The organism is uncultured Lutibacter sp. (assembly GCF_947495725.1).
Taxonomy (GTDB): Bacteria; Bacteroidota; Bacteroidia; order Flavobacteriales; family Flavobacteriaceae; genus Lutibacter.
The window spans coordinates 320,210-342,924 of the sequence record NZ_CANLZZ010000002.1 but is presented as its reverse complement, the minus strand read 5'-3'; the positions used below and the strand labels follow the sequence as shown (position 1 = coordinate 342,924).

The following is a 22,715-nucleotide window of genomic DNA, read 5'->3' as shown; positions in this document are numbered from 1 at the left end:
ACTATTAACCAATTATGGATAAAAACAAAAGTAATTAATTTTAAGTAAACTATTCTATTAAACTTATATAAGCGCTGATTTCACTAAGAAAAAGTTATTTTTTAGAGTTATTTTTCTTCTAAAAAATGTTTATACAAAAAAAGCTTCTCAATTGAGAAGCTTTTTTGTTGACCCACAAGGACTCGAACCTTGACTGACGATACCAAAAACCGGAGTGCTACCATTACACCATGGGTCATTTTGCGGGTGCAAATTTAAAGTAAAGTTTGAATTCCGCAAATAAATTTCACTTTTTTTTTAATAAAATAAATTTAATCTAATCTTTTAATACATTATTAACTATTGATACATACCTTATTTTTCAATAATTACGTTTAATTTTATTAAATTCGCCTCGTACAAAATATACCTTATGAATTCATTCAATTTTTCTAAATGGAACACCATTCTTGGATGGGCAACATTTACAATTGCATTAATTACTTATTCGTTAACCCTAGAACCTACCGTGAGTTATTGGGATTGTGGAGAGTATATTTCAACAGCAGTAAAATTAGAAGTTGGACATCCACCAGGGGCACCATTATTTCAAATGCTTGGTGCATTTTTCGCAATGTTTTCTACAGATGTTACCGAAATAGCTAAAATGGTAAACTTTATGTCAGCGCTTGCAAGTGCTTTTACAATTTTATTTATGTTTTGGACCATTACAATTTTGGCTAAAAAATTGGTTAAAAAATCTTCCGAAATTTCTAAAAGTTCATCTATTGCTATTTTAGGAAGTGGAGCTGTAGGAGCTTTAACTTATACTTTTTCCGATAGTTTTTGGTTTAGCGCAGTAGAAGGTGAAGTATATGCAATGTCTTCTTTTTTAATGGCTTTATTATTTTGGCTAGGTTTACGTTGGGAAGCCGAAATTGGTAAACCAGGAGGCGATAAATGGCTTTTATTAATAAGTTTTGTTGTTGGGTTGTCTTTTGGAGTTCATATTTTATCTTTACTTGTAATTCCTTCAATTGTATTTTTATACATTTATAAAAAATATAAAAATTTAAATCCTAAGCAGTTTATAATCGCCAATATTGTGTCGATACTTGTATTAGTTTTTGTTTTTAAAATGTTATTCCCATTTACATTAAAATATTTTAGTGCATTAGAATTGTTTTTTGTTAATTCTATTGGACTTCCATTTAATTCAGGAACTATTATTGCTGGAATTTTACTAATTGCTGGGTTTTATTTTGGATTGAATTATACTCACAAAAAAAATAAGGTTGAAGCTAACACCATTCTTCTATCTGTTCTATTTATTATGATTGGCTTCTCTTCCTGGTTAATGCTTCCAATTAGAGCAAATGCAAATACAACCATAAACGAAAATAATCCATCAAGTGCAAGAGAATTACTTGCCTATTACGATCGTGAACAATATGGAGATGCAAATGTTTTTTACGACACATATTACTCCGTAGTTTACAATAGAGATATTGATGAGAGCAACCCAACAAAAGATGACAAACCAAAATATGAAAAGGATGAAAAGCTAGGTAAATATGTAATTGTTAATCATTATAAAGATGCGCTTCCAAATTACAGTGATAAACATAAAGGGTTTATTCCTCGAATGGTAAATCCTGATCCTTCGGTAGTTAAAAATTACAAAGCTATAGCCGGAATTCCTCAAAATAGTAAAAGAAGACCAACATTTATCGAAAATATAAAATTTATGATCGATTACCAATTTGGTTATATGTATGGAAGGTATTTTATGTGGAATTTTGTTGGAAGACAAAGCGATGAACAAGGTCAGCTTGATTTACAAAATGGTAATTGGATAAGTGGAATTAGTTTTATTGATGAATTATTTTTAGGACCACAATCTAAATTACCTTCAGAAATAAAAAATAATAAAGGTAGAAATGCTTACTTTTTTCTTCCCTTAATTTTAGGAATTATAGGACTTCTTTTTCATCTTAAAAAAGATAAAAATGATTTTTATGTGCTACTAATGTTCTTTGCATTTACAGGACTTGCAATTATATTTTACACAAATCCGAAACCCTTTGAACCTAGAGAACGTGATTATGCTGTGGTAGGATCGTTTTATATTTTTGCTATTTGGGTTGGATTTGGAGTTTTAGCCATTTTCGAAAAATTAAAACAATACGCAAACAAACAAACTGTGGCAATAGCAGTTTCCGTAATTTCTTTAATTGCCGTCCCTTCTTTAATGGCTTCCGAAAATTGGGATGACCACGACAGATCAAATAGATACACATCTCATTTAAATGCTAAAGCTTATTTAGATTCTTGTGATGAAAATGCCATTTTATTTACAATTGGCGATAATGATACTTTCCCCTTATGGTATATGCAAGAGGTTGAAAATTATAGAACTGATATGAAATTAGTTAACACTAGCTTATTTCAAACAGACTGGTATATTGACCAAATGAAACGCAAAACCTATAAAGCAGACCCTATTCCTTCACAACTAACACATGATAAATATAAATGGGGCACATTAGATGTTGCCTATTACTTTGAGGAATTATTCCCTCAATTGAAAGATTCAGTAGTAGATATAAACTATTTTATGAAATGGGTAGAAAGTGACAAGGATATAACCTATTATGATTTAGATGATGACGGTATAAAAGAAAAAGTACTACCTACCAATAAAATAAGAATTCCTATTGATAAAGATGCTGTTTTAAAAAATAAAATTGTTGCCGAAAAAGACGCCGATTTAATTGTTCCTTTTATAGATATTAAATTTAGTGGCGCACTAACAAAAAACAGAATTTTAATGCTAGATATTTTAGCAAATAACAACTGGGAAAAACCAATTTATTTTACAGGTGGCGCACAAGCAGATGAAGAATATATATGGCTTAAAGATTATTTACAATTAGATGGTCTAACATACAAATTAGTTCCAATTCATACTCCAAATGAAGGTAACTTCTTTGAAATGGGTAGAATTAACACAGACATAATGTATAGAAATGTTAAAAATTGGGACTGGAGAAACATAACCGATGATAATATATATTTAGATCCTGAAACTAGAAAAAATTCGGTTACTTACCGAAATAATATGGAACGCTTGGCCAGAGAATTAATGAATGAAAAGCAATTTGATAAAGCTGAGGAAATCCTCGATATCTCACTTGAAAAAATGCCCGTTCATAAGTTTGGACATGTTAGTATGTTAATTTCATATATAGATTTATACTACGGATTAAACAAACCTGAAAAAGCACGAAAATTAGTTTCAGAATTAAAAACAGTTTTTCAAGAAAATTTAACTTATTACAGTCAATATGACGAGCGTAATATTGATTCTGTATTTGACCAAATAGAGCGAACATTTTTAATGTACGATCAGTTAGTTAGAACTTCTATTAAATTTGATGATGATGAAGAATATGCAACTAGTATTAAAGAGGAATACGTTGTGTTTTTAAAACTATTCGATTTTTTAATGCCAAGTGAACAACCTTCAAATTAATGAAACCTTATTTTATTAAAACTCCAAATCTAATTAAAATCATTTTTAATAAATGGATTTGGAGTTTTAACAATAAAGAAAAGGTCCTATTTTTAACTTTTGATGATGGTCCAACACCCGAAATAACAAACTGGACATTAGATCAATTAAATAAATTCAATGCTAAAGCTACTTTTTTTTGTATTGGTAAAAATGTTGTTCAACATCCTGAAATATTTCAAAATATAGTTGACAATAATCATTCTATTGGTAATCATACTAACAATCATTTAAACGGTATCAAATATTCAGCTGAAGCATATATCAAAAACTTTAAAAAAGCACAAAATAACATTCCTTACTTCAAAACTAAATTGTTTCGACCACCTTATGGACGATTAACACTTAAACAAGGAAATAGAATAAGAAAACAAGGATATAAAATTATTATGTGGGACGTTTTAAGCGCAGATTTTGATCAATCAATTTCATTGAAAAAGTGTTTCGATAATGTTGTGAAAAATGCAAAGAATGGAAGTATTATTGTTTTTCACGATAGCCTAAAAGCTAGTAAAAATTTACAAAATACGCTTCCAAAAGTTCTAGAATACTACAGTTCGAAAGGTTACACATTTAAAAGCATTAGCTAGCTTTTAAACGTATTGCTGTACTAAGCTTATTAAGGTATTGGCATCTTGCTCTCCAGACTGCCTCCATTTCATTTCTCCTTCTTTATATATAATAAAGGTTGGATTCCCTTTAATTCGCAATGCATTTGCCAATACTTCATTTTTTTCAACATCTATTTTAATCACTTTTGCACTATCTCCAAGTGCTGCCGCAACATCACGTAATATTGAATGTAAATCATCTGAACCATCTTCCCAATCCGCATAAAAATCTATTAAAACAGGAATTTCAGAGCCAATTAATTCTCCAAATTTTGTCATAACCTTTTATTTTTAATTCAGTACAACTTCAAAAAAATATGAAGCTGCCTATATACAAATGTAACATTTTAATTGAATAATGGCAATTTACAGCTTAAAGAGCTATTAATCAATTAAATCAATTTGTCTATCATGATATCCTAGCAGATATAAAACTCCATCCAATCCTATGCTTGAAATAGAACTTTGGGCATTATCTTTTACCGTTGGTTTTGCGTGAAATGCAATACCTAAACCAGCAACATTTAACATTGCTAAATCATTTGCTCCATCACCTACTGCAATGGTTTGACCAATATCTATTCCTTCTTTTACCGCTATTTCTCGAAGATATTCGGCTTTTTTATTTCCATCAACAATTTCACCCAGATAATTACCTGTTAATATTCCATTCTCTATTTCTAATTGATTAGCATATACATAATCCATACCTAGCTCTTTCTGTAAATAATACCCAAAATAGGTAAACCCACCAGAAAGAATTGCTGTTTTAAAGCCATAACTTTTAAGTGCATCTATTAATCTTCTCGCACCTTTGGTAATTGGTAAATTTACTGCCACATCTTGCAGTACATCTTCACTTAAACCTTTTAAAAGTTTCATTCTTTCTTTAAAACTTTCTTTAAAATCAATTTCGCCATTCATTGCGGATTCTGTAATAGCTTTTACCTGCTGTCCAACTCCTGCACGTTCAGCCAATTCGTCAATAACCTCAGTTTGAATTAAAGTTGAATCCATATCAAAACATACCAAACGTCTGTTTCTTCTAAATATATTATCTTCTTGAAAAGCGATATCTACATCTAAATCTTTAGAAATTTTCATAAACTTCTCCGTAAAATCAGCTTTACAATCTATTTTTCCTCTTATAGATAATTGTATAGATGCTCTCGGATAATCTTCTTCCTTTACCAACGACAAACGACCGGTGAGTCTTTTTATAGAATCAATATTTAGGTTTTTTTCGGAAATAACTTTCGTTACCTCAGAAATATGTTTTGCTTCCAATTTTTCACCTAAAATTGTAATAATATATCTGTTTTTACCTTGAAGTTTTACCCATTTTTCATAGTTATCTAAAGAAATTGGTTCGAACTTTGCCGAAATACCTAACTCGTATGATTTAAAAAGCAAATCTTTGAGTACTGCCGCAGAACGTTTTCCAGACTGGATTTCAAACATCATTCCTAATGACAAAGTATCATGAATGTTTGCTTGACCAATATCTAAAATTTTTGCACCGTATTCTGATAAAACGCTTGTTAATGATGAAGTTAAACCAGGTTTATCTTGACCTGATATACTTAATAAGAAGATTTCTGTTGCCATAATTTATTTAATGGCGTGAAATTGATAAATTTTTTGATAACAACCAAGTAGTAAAGCTTTAAATTATTATGAAGTTTATTGATTTTACATATTTAATTATATCCTTAATTAAATAACAATTATTAAACTTATAGTCTATTCAATTTTATTTTTTTAATTTTCTTAAGGTAATAACCGTAATTTCTGGCCAAATTCCCACTCTTCCAGGAAATGCTAAAAATCCAAATCCTCGATTTACATTAATATACCTATTAAACTCTTTATAAATCCCAGCCCAATATTTATAAACATATTGTACTGGACTCCATTTAAACCCTGGAATTTCAATTCCAAATTGCATTCCGTGTGTATGACCACTTAAAGTTAAATGATAATTACTTTCATGATTTCTAACCACTTGCTCCCAATGCGATGGATCGTGGCTCATTAATATTTTAAAATCTTTATTAGATATTTTTGAGGAAGCTAATTCTAAATCGCCTGCTTTTTTAAATCTACTTCCCCAGTTTTCAACTCCAACCAATGCTATTTTATCTTCGCCTTTATTTAAGTAAATACTATCATTTAACAAAAGGTTAAACCCAATTTTAGGGTGAATATTTTTAATTTTCTGAAAATTGTTCTCTTTTTCTTCCGCTGATTTCCACCTAACATATTCTCCATAATCATGGTTTCCTAAAACCGAATACTTTCCATCTTTTGCTTTCAATGATTTAAAATGAGATATCCAAGGATCCATTTCATCTGCTGTATTATTTACAATGTCTCCTGTAAATAAAATAACATCCGATTCTTGCTCATTAATCAATTCCATTCCATAGGATATTTTATCTGCATCATCAAAACTACCGCTATGTATATCCGATAGGTGAGTAATTTTATAGCCATCGAAAGACTCAGGTAAATCATCAAAAAACAAGGTGTGTTTTATTACTTGGTAGTTATATTTCCCTCTAACCATTCCATATAAAACTGAGGTAAACGGTATAGCAGCCAATCCTAGAGCAACTTTACTAACAAACGCTCTTCTTTCTGGAAAAAAAGAAGTTTCATTAGATTTTGACACATAATTGAATCCCGTCTTAAATATTCTAAATACATCTTCGCTAAACATTATTAGGAGCGCAATAATTTTTGGAGCAAAAGCTAATATTAACAAACCAAAAGCCAACATTACCTGTTGATTCAAACCCTTAGAATCCCCTATAGAATTTATACTGTAAATTACATTTACAATTACTGCAATTGATACTAACCAATAAGCAATATAAATTATCTTGTTTTTTGTAACCGTTTTTACACTTTGAAAAGCATAAAAATCAATTAATAAAAATATTATTATAAAAACTACCCATCTAATCATAAAAACAAATCTAAATTTATTTTTTGATAAGGTATTCCAGATTTATAAACATTAAGCTAATTTTAACAAGTTGAGTACTTAATGTATGGTTCCATTTATTGTTTTACAAAATTATTTAAAAACTTTCACCGCCACATTTATTACAAAAATTTATTCATATAGACACCTCATTTTAATAAAGGCAATTACAGTTAATCTTAAATCTTTATATTAACAAAAAATAAAAAATTATATTTGCTTTATAGCTTTAACATGTTATAAAAAACATTTTTTCAACAATTAGTTACCCTTTGCATTATGAGCCAAAAAAGACTTTTTTTATTAGATGCTTACGCCTTAATTTTTAGAGGTTATTATGCCTTAATTAAAAATCCAAGAATTAATTCTAAAGGAATGGACACCTCGGCCATATTAGGTTTTACAAATTCCTTATTAGATGTAATAAAAAGAGAAAAACCAGATCATTTGGCAGTTGCTTTTGACAAAGGAGGTTCAGACATAAGAAATGAAGCTTTTCCCGAATATAAATCAAATAGACAAGAAACTCCTGAGGCTATAAAAATAGCGGTACCTTATATTCATAAAATATTGGAAGCAATGCATATTCCAATTATTGAAAAACAAGGTTTTGAAGCAGATGATTTAATAGGAACACTTTCTAAACAAGCGGAAAAAGCAGGTTACCAAACATTTATGGTAACCCCGGATAAAGATTTTGCTCAATTGGTTTCAGAAAATATTTTTATGTACAAACCAGCTCGAATGGGCAATGGCATAGAAATTTGGGGGATTCCTGAAGTTCAAAAAAGATTTGAAGTTGAGCGTCCCGAGCAGGTAATTGACTATTTGGGAATGATGGGAGATGCCGTAGATAACATACCTGGTTTACCTGGCGTTGGCGATAAAACCGCTAAAAAGTTTATTAAGCAATATGGCAGTATGGAAAACCTTTTAGCAAACACCCATGAATTAAAAGGAAAAATGAAAGAAAAAGTTGAAGCGAACAAAGAACTCGGTTTACTTTCTAAGCAGCTAGCAACTATAATTTTAGATTGTCCTGTTGAGTTTCATGAAGAAGATTTTTTACTAAATCATCCTAATATTGAAGAAACAAATGAAATATTTAAAGAGTTAGAATTTCGAAGAATTTCTGCAAGTTTGCCAACTATTTTTAAATCATTTCCTGCATTTGGGCAAGAGTCTATTGAAAATTTAATTGAAACTTCAACAAAAGAAAAATCAACACCATCCACAAATCAGCAATTTGATTTATTTTCAGCACCAAATGACGAAACATCACAATCGCATTCAGGATATGATTCAAACGAAAATCGCAATCATTTTTATCAATATGTAAAAACTCCTTTGGCAAGAAAATTATTGCTTAAAAAATTACAAGAAAAATCATCCGTTGCAATTTATTTAGAAATAATTGGCGAAAATTGTTTTGAGTCCCAAATTATAGGAATTGGTTTTTCATATGAAAAAGGTAAAGGACACTATATTCCAATTATAGCTAAAGAAGAGAACAATATTTTAAACGAATTTAAGCCGTTTTTTGAAAATGAAACAATTGAAAAAATAGGACACGACCTTAAATATACTATTAAGGTATTGCTCAAAAACAATATACATTTAGGTGGCCAGTTATTTGACACGGAATTAGCACATTATTTATTGCAACCAGATATGAGACATGATTTAAATGTTCTTTCTGAAACTTATTTAAATTATCAACCCATACACTTAAATGATCTTATAGGAAAAAAAGGCAAAAATCAACTTTTAATTGAGGATATTGACATTGAAAAACAAACTCAATATGCCGTTGAAAATGCAGATATCATATTTCAACTAAAAGAAATTTTTAAAAACAATTTAAATGAATTAAACCTTAATAGTTTATACAATGACATTGAAATTCCAGTTTTAAGAGTATTAGCCTCAATGGAATTAGAAGGAATTAAATTAGATCAGGAATTTTTAAATTCGTTATCTAAACAATTAACTGAAGACATAAATAATCTCGCAAACTCCATTTATTCTGAAGCTGGAGTTGAATTTAATTTAGCTTCACCAAAACAATTAGGAGATGTTTTATTTGATCACCTAAAACTTGTTGAAAAACCAAAAAAAACCAAAACAGGTCAATATGCAACTGGAGAAGAAATTTTATCAAAATTAGCCTCCAAGCATTCCATTGTTCAAGAAATATTAGAGTGGAGAAGTTTGGTAAAACTTAAAAACACTTATATCGATGCCCTACCAAAAGAAGTAAACAAAGTTACAGGTCGTATTCACACAACATATAGTCAGGCAGTAGCAGCAACAGGAAGATTAAGTTCTAACAACCCAAATCTACAAAACATACCTATAAGAACAGAACGTGGAAGACAAGTAAGAAAAGCATTTGTACCACGAAATGAAAATTACACATTAGTAGCCGCCGATTATTCTCAAATTGAATTACGTATAATTGCCGCCTTAAGTGAAGATGAAAGCATGATTGAATCTTTTAGAAGAGGTGAAGATATTCATGCTGCAACAGCAGCTAAAATATTTAACATACCTTTAGAGAAAGTAACACGTACTCAACGTGGAGATGCAAAAGCAGTAAACTTTGGGATAATATATGGCCAAGGAGCTTTTACATTAGCGCAACAATTAAATAAATCGAGAAGTGAAGCAAAAGAATTAATAGATAATTACTACAAAACTTTCCCTAAGTTAAACAAGTACATTTCGAATCAAGTTAATTTTGCTCGAGAAAATGGATATGTAGAAACAATTTTAAACAGAAGAAGAAATTTAAAAAACATTAATTCACAAAACGCCATTGTACGAGCTGGTGACGAACGAAACGCAGTAAATGCTCCAATCCAAGGAAGTGCAGCTGATATAATTAAGATTGCTATGATTCATATTCATGAATTCTTAACAAAAGGCAATTATAAAACCAAAATGTTATTACAAGTTCATGATGAATTGGTTTTTGATATGTTTAATGATGAAATAGAAGAACTTAAACCTATAATTAAAGAAAAAATGGAAAGCGCCTTTAAACTATCAGTCCCATTAACTGTTGATTTAGGTATTGGTCAAAATTGGCTCGAAGCACATTAATAAAAAACAAGGTTTAGTATTAGTATTATCATAAAATATATAGACCATTTATAGTTTGTAAAACCACCCATTTATAACTTACATTAAATATTTAAAATTATTATTTATTAACTTTCTATAAAACAAACTTTTAAGTGTTTTTGACACTTAAAACAATATACTTAATTTCCTATTTGATTTATAAATAATTGTTCGTACATTTGCACTCCCTTTTTAGGGAGAAAAAAATAATGTTTAACAATAACAAAGAATTTAATTGTGAGTAAATTAAGTTACAAAACAGTATCAGCTAACAAGAATACCGTTACTAAAGAGTGGGTATTAGTTGATGCAGACGGCCAAACGTTGGGTCGTCTAGCTTCTAAAATAGCAATGCTAATTAGAGGTAAATACAAGCCAAATTACACTCCTCATGTAGATTGTGGAGACAATGTAGTGGTTATCAACGCAGAAAAAATTAATTTAACTGGTAAAAAATGGAGTGACAAATCTTACATTCGTCACACAGGCTATCCAGGAGGACAAAGATCATTAACTGCAACAGAAATGTTTGAAAAAGACCCAACACGTCTTGTTGAAAAAGCAGTAAAAGGAATGTTACCTAAAAACAAATTAGGTAGTGCGTTGTTCAGAAATTTATATGTTTATCATGGAACTGAACATAATCAAACTGCACAATCACCTAAAGTTATTAACCTTAACGATCTTAAATAATGGATACAATTCACAAAATAGGTAGAAGAAAAACTGCAGTAGCTCGTGTTTACCTTTCGGACGGAAATGGAAACATTACTGTAAATAAAAAAGATTATAAAGCTTACTTTACTACTCCAACATTACAATACAAGGTTTTACAAGCATTAAACTTAACAGATAATGCTGAAACTTTTGATATTAAAGTAAATGTGTTTGGTGGTGGTGTAACAGGACAAGCAGAAGCTATTCGTTTAGCAATTTCAAGAGCGTTAGTTGAGTTAAATCCTGAAAACAGATCAATTTTAAAACCAGAAGGATTACTTACTAGAGATCCTAGAATGGTTGAACGTAAAAAATTCGGTCAAAAGAAAGCAAGAAAAAAATTCCAATTCTCAAAACGTTAATCGTTTTATACAAAAATTGGTACACCAAATCATTTGGTGTTTCATTGAAATTAAAAACAAAGTTGTCGTTGATCAGTCAATGACTGTAAAAAGTTTAGCATCCAAATAGGGAAGATCGATTATTCGCTACTTCCCTATTGCTAAGTCTCAACGGAACGTAAACTAAATACAAATGGCAAATATTGAAATTAAAGAATTATTAGATGCAGGTGTACACTTTGGTCACCTAACTAGAAAATGGGATCCAAACATGGCTCCTTACATTTACGGAGAGCGTAACGGAGTTCACATTATCGACCTTTACAAAACCGCTGCAAAAATTGAAGAAGCTTCTGAGGCTTTAAAGAAAATCGCAGTTTCTGGAAGAAAAATACTTTTCGTAGCTACAAAAAAACAAGCAAAAGAAATTATTTCAGATAAATCTAAAAGTGTTAATATGCCTTACATCACTGAAAGATGGCCAGGTGGTATGTTAACTAACTTCATTACTATTAGAAAAGCAGTTAAAAAAATGGCTACTATTGATAGAATGAAACAAGATGGTTCATTTGATGCACTTTCAAAAAGAGAAAAATTACAAATTAACCGTCAACGTGAAAAACTTGAAAAGAACTTAGGTTCTATTACAGATATGACACGTTTACCAGGTGCTATTTTTGTAGTTGATGTAAAGAAAGAACACATTGCTGTTGCTGAAGCTAAAAAATTAAACATTCCTATTTTTGCAATGATTGATACTAATTCTGACCCAAGAGGTATTGATTACGTAGTTCCTGCAAATGATGATGCATCTAAATCTATTGAAAAAGTATTAGGTTTTATAACTGATGCTGTTGCTGAAGGATTAGCTGAAAGAAAAGCAGGAAAAGATAAAACTGCAGAAGCTAAAGCTTAATTAGAAGTTAACAAAAATTAATATAACATAGTTGAATTTATTTCAACAAAAAATAAAATAAAATGGCAAAAATTACGGCCCAAGAAGTTAATAAATTAAGACAGTCTACCGGAGCTGGTATGATGGACTGTAAAAATGCACTTGTTGAAGCAGAAGGAGATTTTGACAAAGCAATTGAAATTTTACGTAAAAAGGGACAAAAAGTTGCTGCTAAAAGAGCTGATAGAGATTCCAAAGAAGGTGCAGCTATAGCAGCAGTTAATGAAAATGCTACTGAAGGAGCTATTATTTCATTAAACTGTGAAACTGACTTTGTTGCTAAAAATGATGCATTTGTTGCTTTAGCACACGAATTTGCTGCAATTGCAGTGAACTACGATTCAAAAGAAGCATTTTTAGCTGCTGATTTTGGAGGAATGACAGTTGCTGAAAAATTAATTGAGCAAACTGGTGTTATTGGTGAAAAGTTAGAAATTGGAGCATTTGAAAGAATTTCTGGTGGTTTTGTTGGAGCATACATTCATGCTGGTAACAAAATTGCTTCAGTAACTGCTTTATCTGAAAATGTTGACGGTGCTGATGTAATTGGAAAAGACGTTTCTATGCAAGTTGCAGCAATGGGAGCTTCAATCTTATCATATAAAGATTTTGACCCTGCATTTGTTGCTTCTGAAACTGAAGCTAGAATTGCAGTTATCGAAAAAGAAAATATTGAATTAGGAAGATTAGGAAAAACTTTGAAAAATGTACCTACCTTTATTTCTAGATCTCAATTAACTGATGAAGTTCTTGCAAAAGCAGAAGCAGATATTAAAGCTGAATTAATCGCTGAAGGTAAGCCTGAAGCTATATTAGACAGAATTGTACCTGGAAAATTAGAACGTTTTATTTCTGACAACACTACTTTAGATACTGAGCAATGTTTATTGGATCAAAACTTTATTAAAGACGAAAAAATGACTGTTGCTGATTATGTAGCGAAAGCTGGTGTATCTGTTACAGGATTTAAAAGAGTTTCTTTAGCTTAACAATTTGTAAAGCATTTAAGATATAAAAAAAGCCTCGCAAATTGCGAGGCTTTTTTTATATCAAATATTTATCTCTTACCTAGTTTGTATCCTTTTAGCGAAAAGTACAAAATAATAATATAGCAAGGAAGTAAAATCCAATAACTAGAAGTATATGCACTTGCCAAAACCTCTCCATCTGTTACTCCTTTTAAAATAAGATTTTCCTTATTTAAATCAACTAATTTACCATACAACGGCGGAATAACTGCACCACCTGCAATTGCCATAATTAATAATGCAGATGCGGTTTTCGTAAATTTCCCTAAACCATCTAAAGTTAATGGCCATACTGCTGGCCAAACCAACGCATTTGCCACACCTAATGCCGCAACAAATAAAACAGATGTAAAGCCAGTTGTTATCAATATACAAATACTAAAAATAATTCCCAGTAAAGCACTAATTTGTAATGCTCTATGTTGTTTCAAATATTTAGGAATTAAAACTACACCCAATCCATAAGTAGCAACCATTGCCATAAGTGTAAAGGTTGTAAAGAACTTGGCCTTTTCGGCCGTAAAACCTAATGATATACCATATGCAATTATTGTATCACCCGCAATTACTTCTGCTCCTACATACACAAACAGTGTTAATACTCCAAGCCATAAATGTGGAAACTGAAATATACTTGTTTTAGATGTTTCTCCTTCAAATGCGTCATTTATTGGTGATGCTTCAACATGTGGTAATGGTGCTTTTCTGATTAAAACACCTAACACAACTAATACTACCGCCATTATAATGTATGGCATTACAACATTATCAGCCATTACGTCCAAAAGCTTACCTTTTTCTTCAATTGAAACTGTACTTATTTTATTTTTTACTTCATCAATTCCTGATAACAAAAGTGCTCCAAAAATAACTGACCCTAGTGCACCCGCAACCTTATTAGCAATACCCATAATAGCTATTCTCTTTGCTCCGCTTTCAATAGGCCCCAAAATTGTAATATATGGATTAGCCGCAGTTTGTAAAACCGTCATTCCCGTACCTTGTAAAAATATTCCTCCTAAAAACATCCAATATGTTCTTGCTTCGGCAGCCGGAATAAAAACTAAAGCTCCAATTGCCATAATAAAAAGACCTAAAGACATTCCTTTTCTATACCCAATTTTATTTAATAAGTATGATGCTGGGAGTGCCATTACAACAAATGAAATATATGATGCCGATGCTACTAAATATGATTGTGCTTCAGTTAACTCATTAATAGTTTTCATAAATGGAATTAAGGCTCCATTTATCCAAGTAACAAATCCGAAAATAAAAAACAGTCCGGCAATTATAATAATTGGAATTATAGTAGCATTATTTTTACTTTCTGAAGAATTTTCAAAATTGGTCATAAATTCACTAATTAAAATTTAACCGTGAATATACAAAATTGAACCACATCGTAATTTAAATGAATAGTAATTTCCTTAAATTCTATAAAATTCACTTATTACAATCCATTTAAACTTATAAACAATTTCATATATTTGCATAACTTTCAAAGAAATTATGGCTTACAAAAGAATTTTATTAAAATTAAGTGGCGAAGCTCTTATGGGCGAACGTCAACATGGAATTGACCCTAAAAGGTTATCGGAGTATGCTCAAGAAATCAAAACAATTGTAAATCAAGGATATGAAGTTGCAATTGTAATTGGTGGAGGTAATATTTTTAGAGGTGTGGCAGGTGCAAGCAATGGAATAGATCGTGTGCAAGGAGATTATATGGGTATGTTAGCTACCGCTATAAACGGTTTGGCTTTACAAAGTGCCATTGAAGCTGCTGGAATTAAAACTCGATTATTAACTGCAATTAAAATGGAGCAAGTTGCTGAACCTTTTATTAAAAGGAGAGCTGTACGTCATTTAGAAAAAGGACGTGTTGTTATATTTGGTTGTGGAACAGGAAACCCATACTTTACAACTGATACGGCTGCAGTTTTAAGAGCAATCGAAATAAACGCAAATGTAATTTTAAAAGGAACTAGAGTTGATGGTATTTACACCTCAGATCCTGAAAAAAATAAAGATGCTGTTAAGCTAGACACATTAACATATGAAGATGCAATTAATAAAGGTTTTAAAATTATGGATTTAACTGCATTTACATTAAGTCAGGAAAATAATTTACCTATTATTGTTTTTGATATGAACACTAAAGGAAATTTAGAAAAAGTTGTTTCAGGAGAAAATATTGGAACAAAAGTTGATAAAGTAAAAATTAATTAAATTTTTCAATTATGAATGAAGAATTAAGTTTTATAATAGATAGCACTAAAGAATTGATGCAAAATGCAATTACGCATTTGGATAAAGAATTTAGAAATATTAGAGCTGGAAAAGCGAGTCCATCAATGTTAGGAAGCGTACAAGTTGATTATTATGGGTCTCAGGTACCTTTGAGTCAAGTTGCAAATGTTGGAACTATGGATGCTCATACTATTACCGTTCAACCTTGGGAAAAAAAGATGCTACATGAAATTGAAAAAGCTATCATGATTGCAAATTTAGGGTTTAACCCAATGAATAATGGTGAAATTGTTATTATCAATGTTCCTGTTTTAACTGAAGAAAGACGTAAAGAATTATCAAAACAGGCAAAGGCAGAGGCAGAAGTAGCAAAAGTTAGTATTAGAAATGATCGAAGAGAAGCAATGAACGAAATTAAAAAAACGGATGCTTCTGAAGATATGAAAGCTAATGCGGAGGTTGATATTCAATCATTAACAGACAAATATATTAAAATTGTTGATGAGCATTATAAAGTTAAAGACGAAGAAATAATGAAAGTTTAATTTCCTTTATATTAAGGGTTAAACTTATCATAAAATAAAAAAGCACTCTAAAGAGTGCTTTTTTATTAAACTATATTTGCTTCAATTGAAAAATTAATTAAATGAGAAAAATTCTTTTTATTATTTATTTACTACCATTAGTAATTTTCTCTCAAACACAAATTCAAGGTTTGGTATTGGATGTAACAACTAAAAATCCACTTCCATTTGCTTCCATAGTTGCTAATAATGGCTTTGGAGCATTAACCAATGTTGATGGAACTTTTTTAATAGAAACAAAAACTCCGTTTAATGAATTAACAATTTCGTATGTAGGTTACGAAACTTCTAAAATTTCAGTTAATCCAAATAATAAATTTATAAAAGTACTTTTAAATACTTCCGTTGAAAGCTTAAATGAAATTGTAATTACTTCAAAAGAAAATCCGGCACTTCAAATAATTAGAAACGTAATAAAAAACAAACCCCGAAATGATATTGAAAAGTCATTAAGAAGTTTTAAATTTAATTCTTATAATAAAATACTTGTTACAGCAAATCCAGATTCTATAGATGGCAAAATAGATTCGGTTTTTATTGTTAAAAAAGATGGAATAAAAGAATTTTCTAGACTAGATTCTTCCAACTTTAAATTTAAAAAAGATATTTCAAAACATCATATTTATATTTCTGAAAAAATATCTGAATTCAAGTTTCAAAAAGGCAAAAAGAAAAAGGAACTTATTCTAGCGTCAAGAATGGCAGGATTAAAACAACCAATCTTTGAAATATTAGCAATTACATTTCAAGACTTATCTTTTTATAAAGAATTTTATACTCTGGCTGGTACTAAATATACAAATCCTATTGCTAATAACGCTCTTAAACACTACAACTATAAAATTTTAGACACCGTAAAAAATGAAAAAGGCTCTTCTATTTTAGTTTATTTTAAACCAAAAGAAAAAAAAGAAATTCTTGGAATAGAAGGTGTTTTGTACATCGACTCAGAATTATATGCAATTACCAAAGCAATTGCAGAATTAAAAGGAGTGGTAAATGTAAAAGCCACTCAAAATTATAGTTTCAAAAAAAATTATAATATTTGGTTTCCTTCTAATATGAATGTTGTTCTAAAAAAAGGTAATAATAATGAAAAAATTGCCCTTTTTGGTGGAGCTCTTCAGGTTTCAAAAAACAATAAAAATGATTCTATTTTAAACACCAAAGAAAAAGAAGAGAGTGATATTACTTATTTCATTTCCAAATCTGTGAATTCAAATATTTTAATAAATACACCAGTAAAAGTAAAAAAATCCTCATCTACCATTGAATTTATGGACAATGCACATAAAAAAAATGAAGACTTTTGGAATATTTACAGAACCGATTCTTTAACAAAAAGAGGTGAAAATGCCTATATCTTTTTAGATAGTATTTCAGAAAAAGAAGGTGTTGACAAAAAAATAAATTTAGCTCGAAATATTTTAAAAGGTTATTTTCCAACAAAATACATTAATCTTAATTTAGGTAAAATTTTAAACCTTAATAATTATGAAGGATTAAGATTAGGATTTGGCGGTGAAACTAATAATAATTTTTCAAATAAATTTAAAATAGAATCGTATATAGCGTACGGTACAAAAGATAAAGATTTTAAGTACAGTATTGGCGCATCAACACGTTTAAATAAAAATTCGAATACATGGTTTGGCGCTAATTTTACAAACGACTTAAAAGAAGCGGCTGCATTAAATTTTATAAAAGAAAACAATTCGTTTTCGCCAATTAACCCTAGAAATTTAAATATTGATAAGTTTTACAATTACAAAACATTTAGTGCATTTATAAAACACGATATTCAACCAAATTTAGAAAGTAAAATACAGTTTAGTAGTGGAGATTATTTACCTGTTTTTGACTATCAATTTATTTCTTCCTCCAAAAATTTAGTTAATTACAAGTTAACAACAGCAGTTGTTGGATTTCAATTTAACCCAAAAAATGAATATATGAATTCTCCATTGGGTAAAATAACTATTAAAAATAGATTTCCTCAATTTACATTTCAAATTACCAAAAGTTTTGATGATGTTTTACAAGGAGATTTCGATTTTACACAGATTAATGTTAGAGTTTTACAAAAAATAAATAGATTGCAAAAAGCAAAAACAACAATTTTAGCTGAAGGTGGAATTGTATATGGAGAAGCACCAATTTCTCACTTATTTAATTCAACACCTAATTATACTTTTAAAAGTCCTTGGATAAAACGTATAACATTTGCAGGTAAAAACAGTTTTGAAACTATGGGTTATAATGAATTTATTTCTGACAAGTTCGCTGCCATCCATATAAAGCATCAACTAAATTCCTTTAAAATAGGATCAAAATTTAAACCCCAACTTACACTAGTAACACGTGCAGCAATTGGGTCTATTAAAAACCCCGAATACCACATTGGATTGCAATTTAAAACCTTAAATAAAGCATATATAGAGAGTGGACTCGAATTTAATAGTTTATTTAAAGGGTTTGGAATCAGTTCATTCTACAGATATGGCGCATATAAAAATGCAAATTGGAGCGATAATTTAGCCGTAAAATTAACTTATAAATTAAGACTTGGTTTTTAATAAGTAACAAGTTAAAAGCCCAACTATTTTGTTACCTTTGCAAAAATTTTTTTATGGATTTTTGGTCTCAAGTCTCAAGATTAATCTTAAAAGGAAGGTATATTATACTAGTTCTTATAGCAGCCTTCACTTACTTTTTATCACTTCAAATGGAAAACATGCGTTTTTCATATACAGAAGCAAACCTATTACCCGAAAATCATGAAATAAATATTGAATATAAAAAGTTTTTAGACCTTTTTGGAGAGGAAGGCAATTTGGTGATACTTGCAGTTCAAGATTCTACAATATTTAATGTAGACAAATTTAATGCTTGGAATAATTTATCCAAAAAATTAAATGCATTTAATGAAGTTGATTTTACTGTAGCCATTGGAGACATTCAAAAACTAAAGAAAAATACATCAAAACAAAGGTTTGATGTAGAACCGCTATACGATAAAGAACCTACAACAAATGAAGAAGTATTAAAAATAAAACACGAACTTTTTGAAAACCTTCCATTTTTTGACAATTTTCTATACAATAAAAAAACGGGAACCATACGAACTGTTGTTTACATGCGTAAAGACATTGTTAATACAGCTGCAAGAAAAGACTTTATTTTCGATTCTTTAAACCCAACTATTGAACAATTTGAAAAAAACAATAATATAGATATACGCGTTTCTGGTATGCCATACATACGCACTATGAACGCACAAAATATAATAGATGAAATTGGAATGTTTGTTGGACTTGCACTTGGTATAACAGCATTAATATTCTTTTTCTTTTTCCGTTCGTTTCGAGCCACCTTTATAACTTTATTAGTAGTTAGTATTGGTGTTATTTGGGCATTTGGCTTTATTGGTTGGTTTCAGTATGAAATTACTGTTCTTATGGCTTTAATTCCGCCATTAATTATTGTAATTGGAGTTCCAAATGCAATATTTTTAATTAATAAATACCAGCAAGAAGTAAAAAAACACGGTAACCAGGCTAAATCATTGCAACGCGTAATTTCAAAAGTTGGAAATGCCACTTTAATGACCAATGTTACAACTGCCTCGGGATTTGCAACATTTATTTTTACAAAAAGTCAATTGCTTAGAGAATTTGGTACCATAGCATCCATAAACATATTAGCCATTTTTGTGTTGGCATTATTAATTATACCAATTATGTATAGTTTTATGCCATTGCCAAAAGAAAAACATTTAAAACATTTAGAACGTCAATGGATTGATCGCATTGTTAATTGGATGGAATCTATTGTTAGGCATCATAGAATTGCGGTTTATATTACAACAACTACAATTATAATTATAAGTATGATTGGAGTTTACATGATTAAAGTTTCAGGAAGTTTAATTGAAGACATGCCAAAAGGCAAACAATTTTTTAAAGATATTGTCTTTTTTGAAGAAGAATTTGGAGGAATTATGCCTTTAGAAATTATGATTGATACCAAAAAAGAAAATGGCGTTATGAAACTTTCTACTTTAAGAAGAATGGATAAATTAAATGAAACCATTGACGAAATTCCACAACTCTCTAAATCCATATCAGTTTTAAACATTGTAAAATATTCTAAGCAAGCTTTTTATAGCGGAAAACCAGAATATTACCAATTACCCAGTAATCAAGAGAAAAACTGGATACTTTCTTACACCAAAAATTCAACTTCCAACTCCGATTTACTAAACAACTTTGTAGATTCAACAGGAAGATATGCCCGAATGACAACCTATATGAAAGATATAGGTACAGAAAAAATGGCCATTATAGAAGATCGCATTCATCAAAAAATAGACAAAGAATTTCCTAAAGAAGATTATAAAGTAAGAATGACGGGAGGAGCTCTTATTTTCTTAAAAGGAACAACTTTTTTAATTAACAACCTTGTTATTTCATTGTCTTTAGCAATTTTATTAATAGCAATTTTTATGGCTGTAATGTTTAGGTCGTTTAGAATGATTTTAATTTCTTTACTCCCAAATGTATTTCCACTACTAATAACAGCAGGATTAATGGGTTATTTAGGCGTACCGATAAAACCATCAACAATTTTAGTTTTTAGTATAGCCTTTGGAATTTCTGTTGATGATACCATTCATTTTTTAGCAAAGTATAGACAAGAGTTAAAAGAAAACAATTGGAGAATAAAAGAATCTGTTTACGCAGCTTTAAGAGAAACAGGAGTAAGTATGTTCTATACTTCAATAGTATTATTTTTTGGATTTTTAGTGTTTACTGTTTCAAGTTTTGGAGGCACAATTGCATTAGGTGGTTTAGTTTCTATTACTCTGTTATTTGCAATGATTTCTAATCTTATTCTTTTACCTTCATTATTACTTTCATTAGAAAAAAGTATTGCTAATAAAAAAGTTTTTAAAGAACCTATTTTAGATATCTTAACTCCAGAAGATGAAAACGGTGACAGGTAGTTATAAGTGATTAAAAACATTTCTAATTTAGGTAATTCAATAGTAAACTTTCCTTTCCAACTTTCATTAGTTCATGTATATTTGTTATTCCTAATAATTCGAATATGAATAGAACTAATGTAGCTGAACTTTTAAGTTCAAAGAATTTTTTACAAGATGTAAATTTAAAAGGATGGGTAAGAACTTTTAGAGCAAATAGATTTATTGCTATAAATGACGGTTCTACCATTAATAACATTCAATGTGTTGTAGATTTTGAAAACACAGACGAAAATATATTAAAACAAATTACAACTGGTGCAGCTGTTTCCATTTCAGGAATTTTAACTGAAAGCCAAGGAAAAGGTCAGTCGGTTGAAATTCAAGTTAATAAAATTGAAATACTTGGAACTTCAAATCCCGATGAATATCCAATTCAACCAAAAAAACATAGTTTCGAATTTTTAAGAGAAAATGCACACTTAAGAATTCGAACATCTACCTTTAGCGCAGTTATGAGGTTAAGATCTGCTCTTTCCTTTGCTGTTCATAAATATTTTACTGAAACAGGATTTTACAATTTTCATGCTCCAATTATTACAGGTTCAGATGCCGAAGGAGCAGGTGAAATGTTCCAGGTCTCAACATTAGACCTAGGAAACATTCCTAAAACTGAAGAAGATAAAGTAGACTATTCGAAAGATTTTTTTGGAAAAGAAACAAACTTAACAGTTTCTGGTCAATTAGAAGCCGAAACCTATGCAATGGCATTGGGAAAAGTTTATACTTTTGGACCAACTTTTAGAGCCGAAAACTCAAATACAACACGCCATTTAGCCGAATTTTGGATGATTGAACCTGAGGTTGCATTTAATAATTTAGATGACAATATGGATTTGGCAGAAGATTTTATTAAATATGTAATTTCATACGTTTTAGATAATTATCCTGATGACCTTGCCTTTTTAGACAACAGACTAACTCAAGAAGATAAAAGCAAACCTGCCGCAGAACGAAATGACATGTCATTAATAGAAAAATTAAATTTTGTAGTAGATAATAATTTTAAGCGTTTAACTTACACTGAAGCAATTGATATTTTAAGAAACTGCAAGCCAAATAAGAAAAAAAAGTTTCAATTTCCAATTAATGAATGGGGAGCAGATTTACAAAGTGAGCATGAACGCTATTTAGTTGAAAAGCATTTTAAATGTCCAGTAATATTGTTTGATTATCCTGCCAATATAAAAGCATTCTATATGCGTTTAAATGATGATGGGAAAACTGTTAGAGCAATGGATGTTTTATTTCCAGGAATAGGTGAAATTGTTGGTGGTAGCCAGCGAGAAGAACGTTTAGATGTTTTAAAACAGAAAATAACAGATTTAAACATCGACGAAAAAGAACTTTGGTGGTATTTAGATACTAGAAAATTTGGAACCGCTGAACATAGCGGATTTGGATTAGGATTTGAACGATTGGTACAATTTGTTACAGGAATGGGAAATATAAGAGATGTAATCCCTTATCCTAGAACTCCACAAAATGCCGATTTCTAAATAAAGCACATTAAA

The 22,715-nt window shown here is 30.0% G+C and carries 16 protein-coding genes and 1 tRNA gene; 12 read left to right on the top strand and 5 right to left on the bottom strand.

From position 1 onward, the window contains the following. Positions 1-167: 167 nt before the first annotated feature. A tRNA-Gln gene (locus tag Q0776_RS05255) sits at positions 168-238 on the bottom strand. Between the two features lie 174 nt (positions 239-412). Here Q0776_RS05255 and Q0776_RS05250 point away from each other — a divergent pair. Beyond that, the gene (locus tag Q0776_RS05250) at positions 413-3,514 is read left to right on the top strand and encodes a DUF2723 domain-containing protein (protein WP_298365754.1); all 3,102 of its coding nucleotides are present in this window, start codon (positions 413-415) and stop codon (positions 3,512-3,514) included. Beyond that, positions 3,514-4,143 (top strand): polysaccharide deacetylase family protein, encoded by a 630-nt coding sequence (locus tag Q0776_RS05245; protein WP_298365751.1) that lies wholly within the window; start codon positions 3,514-3,516, stop codon positions 4,141-4,143. Before Q0776_RS05250 ends, Q0776_RS05245 begins: the two co-directional genes overlap by 1 nt. Positions 4,144-4,146: 3 nt before the next feature. Here Q0776_RS05245 and Q0776_RS05240 read toward each other — a convergent pair whose 3' ends face one another. The 3 genes from Q0776_RS05240 to Q0776_RS05230 form a co-directional block, all read right to left on the bottom strand. Then, positions 4,147-4,443: a thioredoxin family protein gene (locus tag Q0776_RS05240; protein WP_298365749.1), complete on the bottom strand. Its 297-nt coding sequence runs from the start codon at positions 4,441-4,443 to the stop codon at positions 4,147-4,149. A 105-nt stretch (positions 4,444-4,548) separates the two neighbouring features. Next, entirely contained in the window at positions 4,549-5,772 is a 1,224-nt protein-coding gene (serB, locus tag Q0776_RS05235; RefSeq protein WP_298365747.1) for a phosphoserine phosphatase SerB, read from the bottom strand. A 145-nt stretch (positions 5,773-5,917) separates the two neighbouring features. Continuing rightward, positions 5,918-7,135: a metallophosphoesterase gene (locus tag Q0776_RS05230; RefSeq protein ID WP_298365745.1), complete on the bottom strand. Its 1,218-nt coding sequence runs from the start codon at positions 7,133-7,135 to the stop codon at positions 5,918-5,920. Positions 7,136-7,429: 294 nt separating this feature from the next. On the opposite strand from Q0776_RS05230, the gene polA reads away from it, so the two are divergent. From polA to tsf, 5 genes are all read left to right on the top strand, one after another. Next, positions 7,430-10,258 carry a DNA polymerase I gene (gene polA, locus Q0776_RS05225; RefSeq protein ID WP_298366395.1) on the top strand — a complete coding sequence of 943 codons (2,829 nt, stop codon included), beginning with the start codon at positions 7,430-7,432 and terminating at the stop codon, positions 10,256-10,258. 258 nt (positions 10,259-10,516) lie between these two features. Beyond that, positions 10,517-10,972, top strand: a complete 456-nt coding sequence (rplM, locus tag Q0776_RS05220; RefSeq protein WP_298365743.1) for a 50S ribosomal protein L13 — start codon at positions 10,517-10,519, stop codon at positions 10,970-10,972. Beyond that, the gene (rpsI, locus tag Q0776_RS05215; RefSeq protein ID WP_298365740.1) at positions 10,972-11,358 is read left to right on the top strand and encodes a 30S ribosomal protein S9; all 387 of its coding nucleotides are present in this window, start codon (positions 10,972-10,974) and stop codon (positions 11,356-11,358) included. The genes rplM and rpsI overlap by 1 nt, the downstream gene beginning before the upstream one ends. A 172-nt stretch (positions 11,359-11,530) precedes the next feature. Continuing rightward, positions 11,531-12,253, top strand: a complete 723-nt coding sequence (gene rpsB, locus Q0776_RS05210; RefSeq protein ID WP_298365738.1) for a 30S ribosomal protein S2 — start codon at positions 11,531-11,533, stop codon at positions 12,251-12,253. Positions 12,254-12,315: 62 nt separating this feature from the next. Continuing rightward, positions 12,316-13,281 carry a translation elongation factor Ts gene (tsf, locus tag Q0776_RS05205; protein ID WP_298365736.1) on the top strand — a complete coding sequence of 322 codons (966 nt, stop codon included), beginning with the start codon at positions 12,316-12,318 and terminating at the stop codon, positions 13,279-13,281. Between the two features lie 68 nt (positions 13,282-13,349). Here tsf and Q0776_RS05200 read toward each other — a convergent pair whose 3' ends face one another. Next, entirely contained in the window at positions 13,350-14,675 is a 1,326-nt protein-coding gene (locus tag Q0776_RS05200) for a sugar MFS transporter (RefSeq protein WP_298365734.1), read from the bottom strand. A 157-nt stretch (positions 14,676-14,832) separates the two neighbouring features. Here Q0776_RS05200 and pyrH point away from each other — a divergent pair, with 157 nt between their 5' ends. From pyrH to asnS, 5 genes are all read left to right on the top strand, one after another. Next, positions 14,833-15,552, top strand: a complete 720-nt coding sequence (gene pyrH / locus Q0776_RS05195) for a UMP kinase (RefSeq protein WP_298365732.1) — start codon at positions 14,833-14,835, stop codon at positions 15,550-15,552. A gap of 11 nt (positions 15,553-15,563) precedes the next feature. Further along, entirely contained in the window at positions 15,564-16,118 is a 555-nt protein-coding gene (gene frr, locus Q0776_RS05190; protein WP_298365730.1) for a ribosome recycling factor, read from the top strand. Positions 16,119-16,219: 101 nt separating this feature from the next. Next, positions 16,220-18,733 carry a DUF5686 and carboxypeptidase-like regulatory domain-containing protein gene (locus Q0776_RS05185; protein WP_298365728.1) on the top strand — a complete coding sequence of 838 codons (2,514 nt, stop codon included), beginning with the start codon at positions 16,220-16,222 and terminating at the stop codon, positions 18,731-18,733. A 53-nt stretch (positions 18,734-18,786) separates the two neighbouring features. Continuing rightward, complete coding sequence (locus Q0776_RS05180) at positions 18,787-21,162, top strand: efflux RND transporter permease subunit (RefSeq protein WP_298365726.1); 2,376 nt, start codon at positions 18,787-18,789, stop codon at positions 21,160-21,162. A 104-nt stretch (positions 21,163-21,266) separates the two neighbouring features. Continuing rightward, the gene (gene asnS / locus Q0776_RS05175; protein WP_298365724.1) at positions 21,267-22,700 is read left to right on the top strand and encodes an asparagine--tRNA ligase; all 1,434 of its coding nucleotides are present in this window, start codon (positions 21,267-21,269) and stop codon (positions 22,698-22,700) included. Positions 22,701-22,715 lie beyond the last annotated feature (15 nt).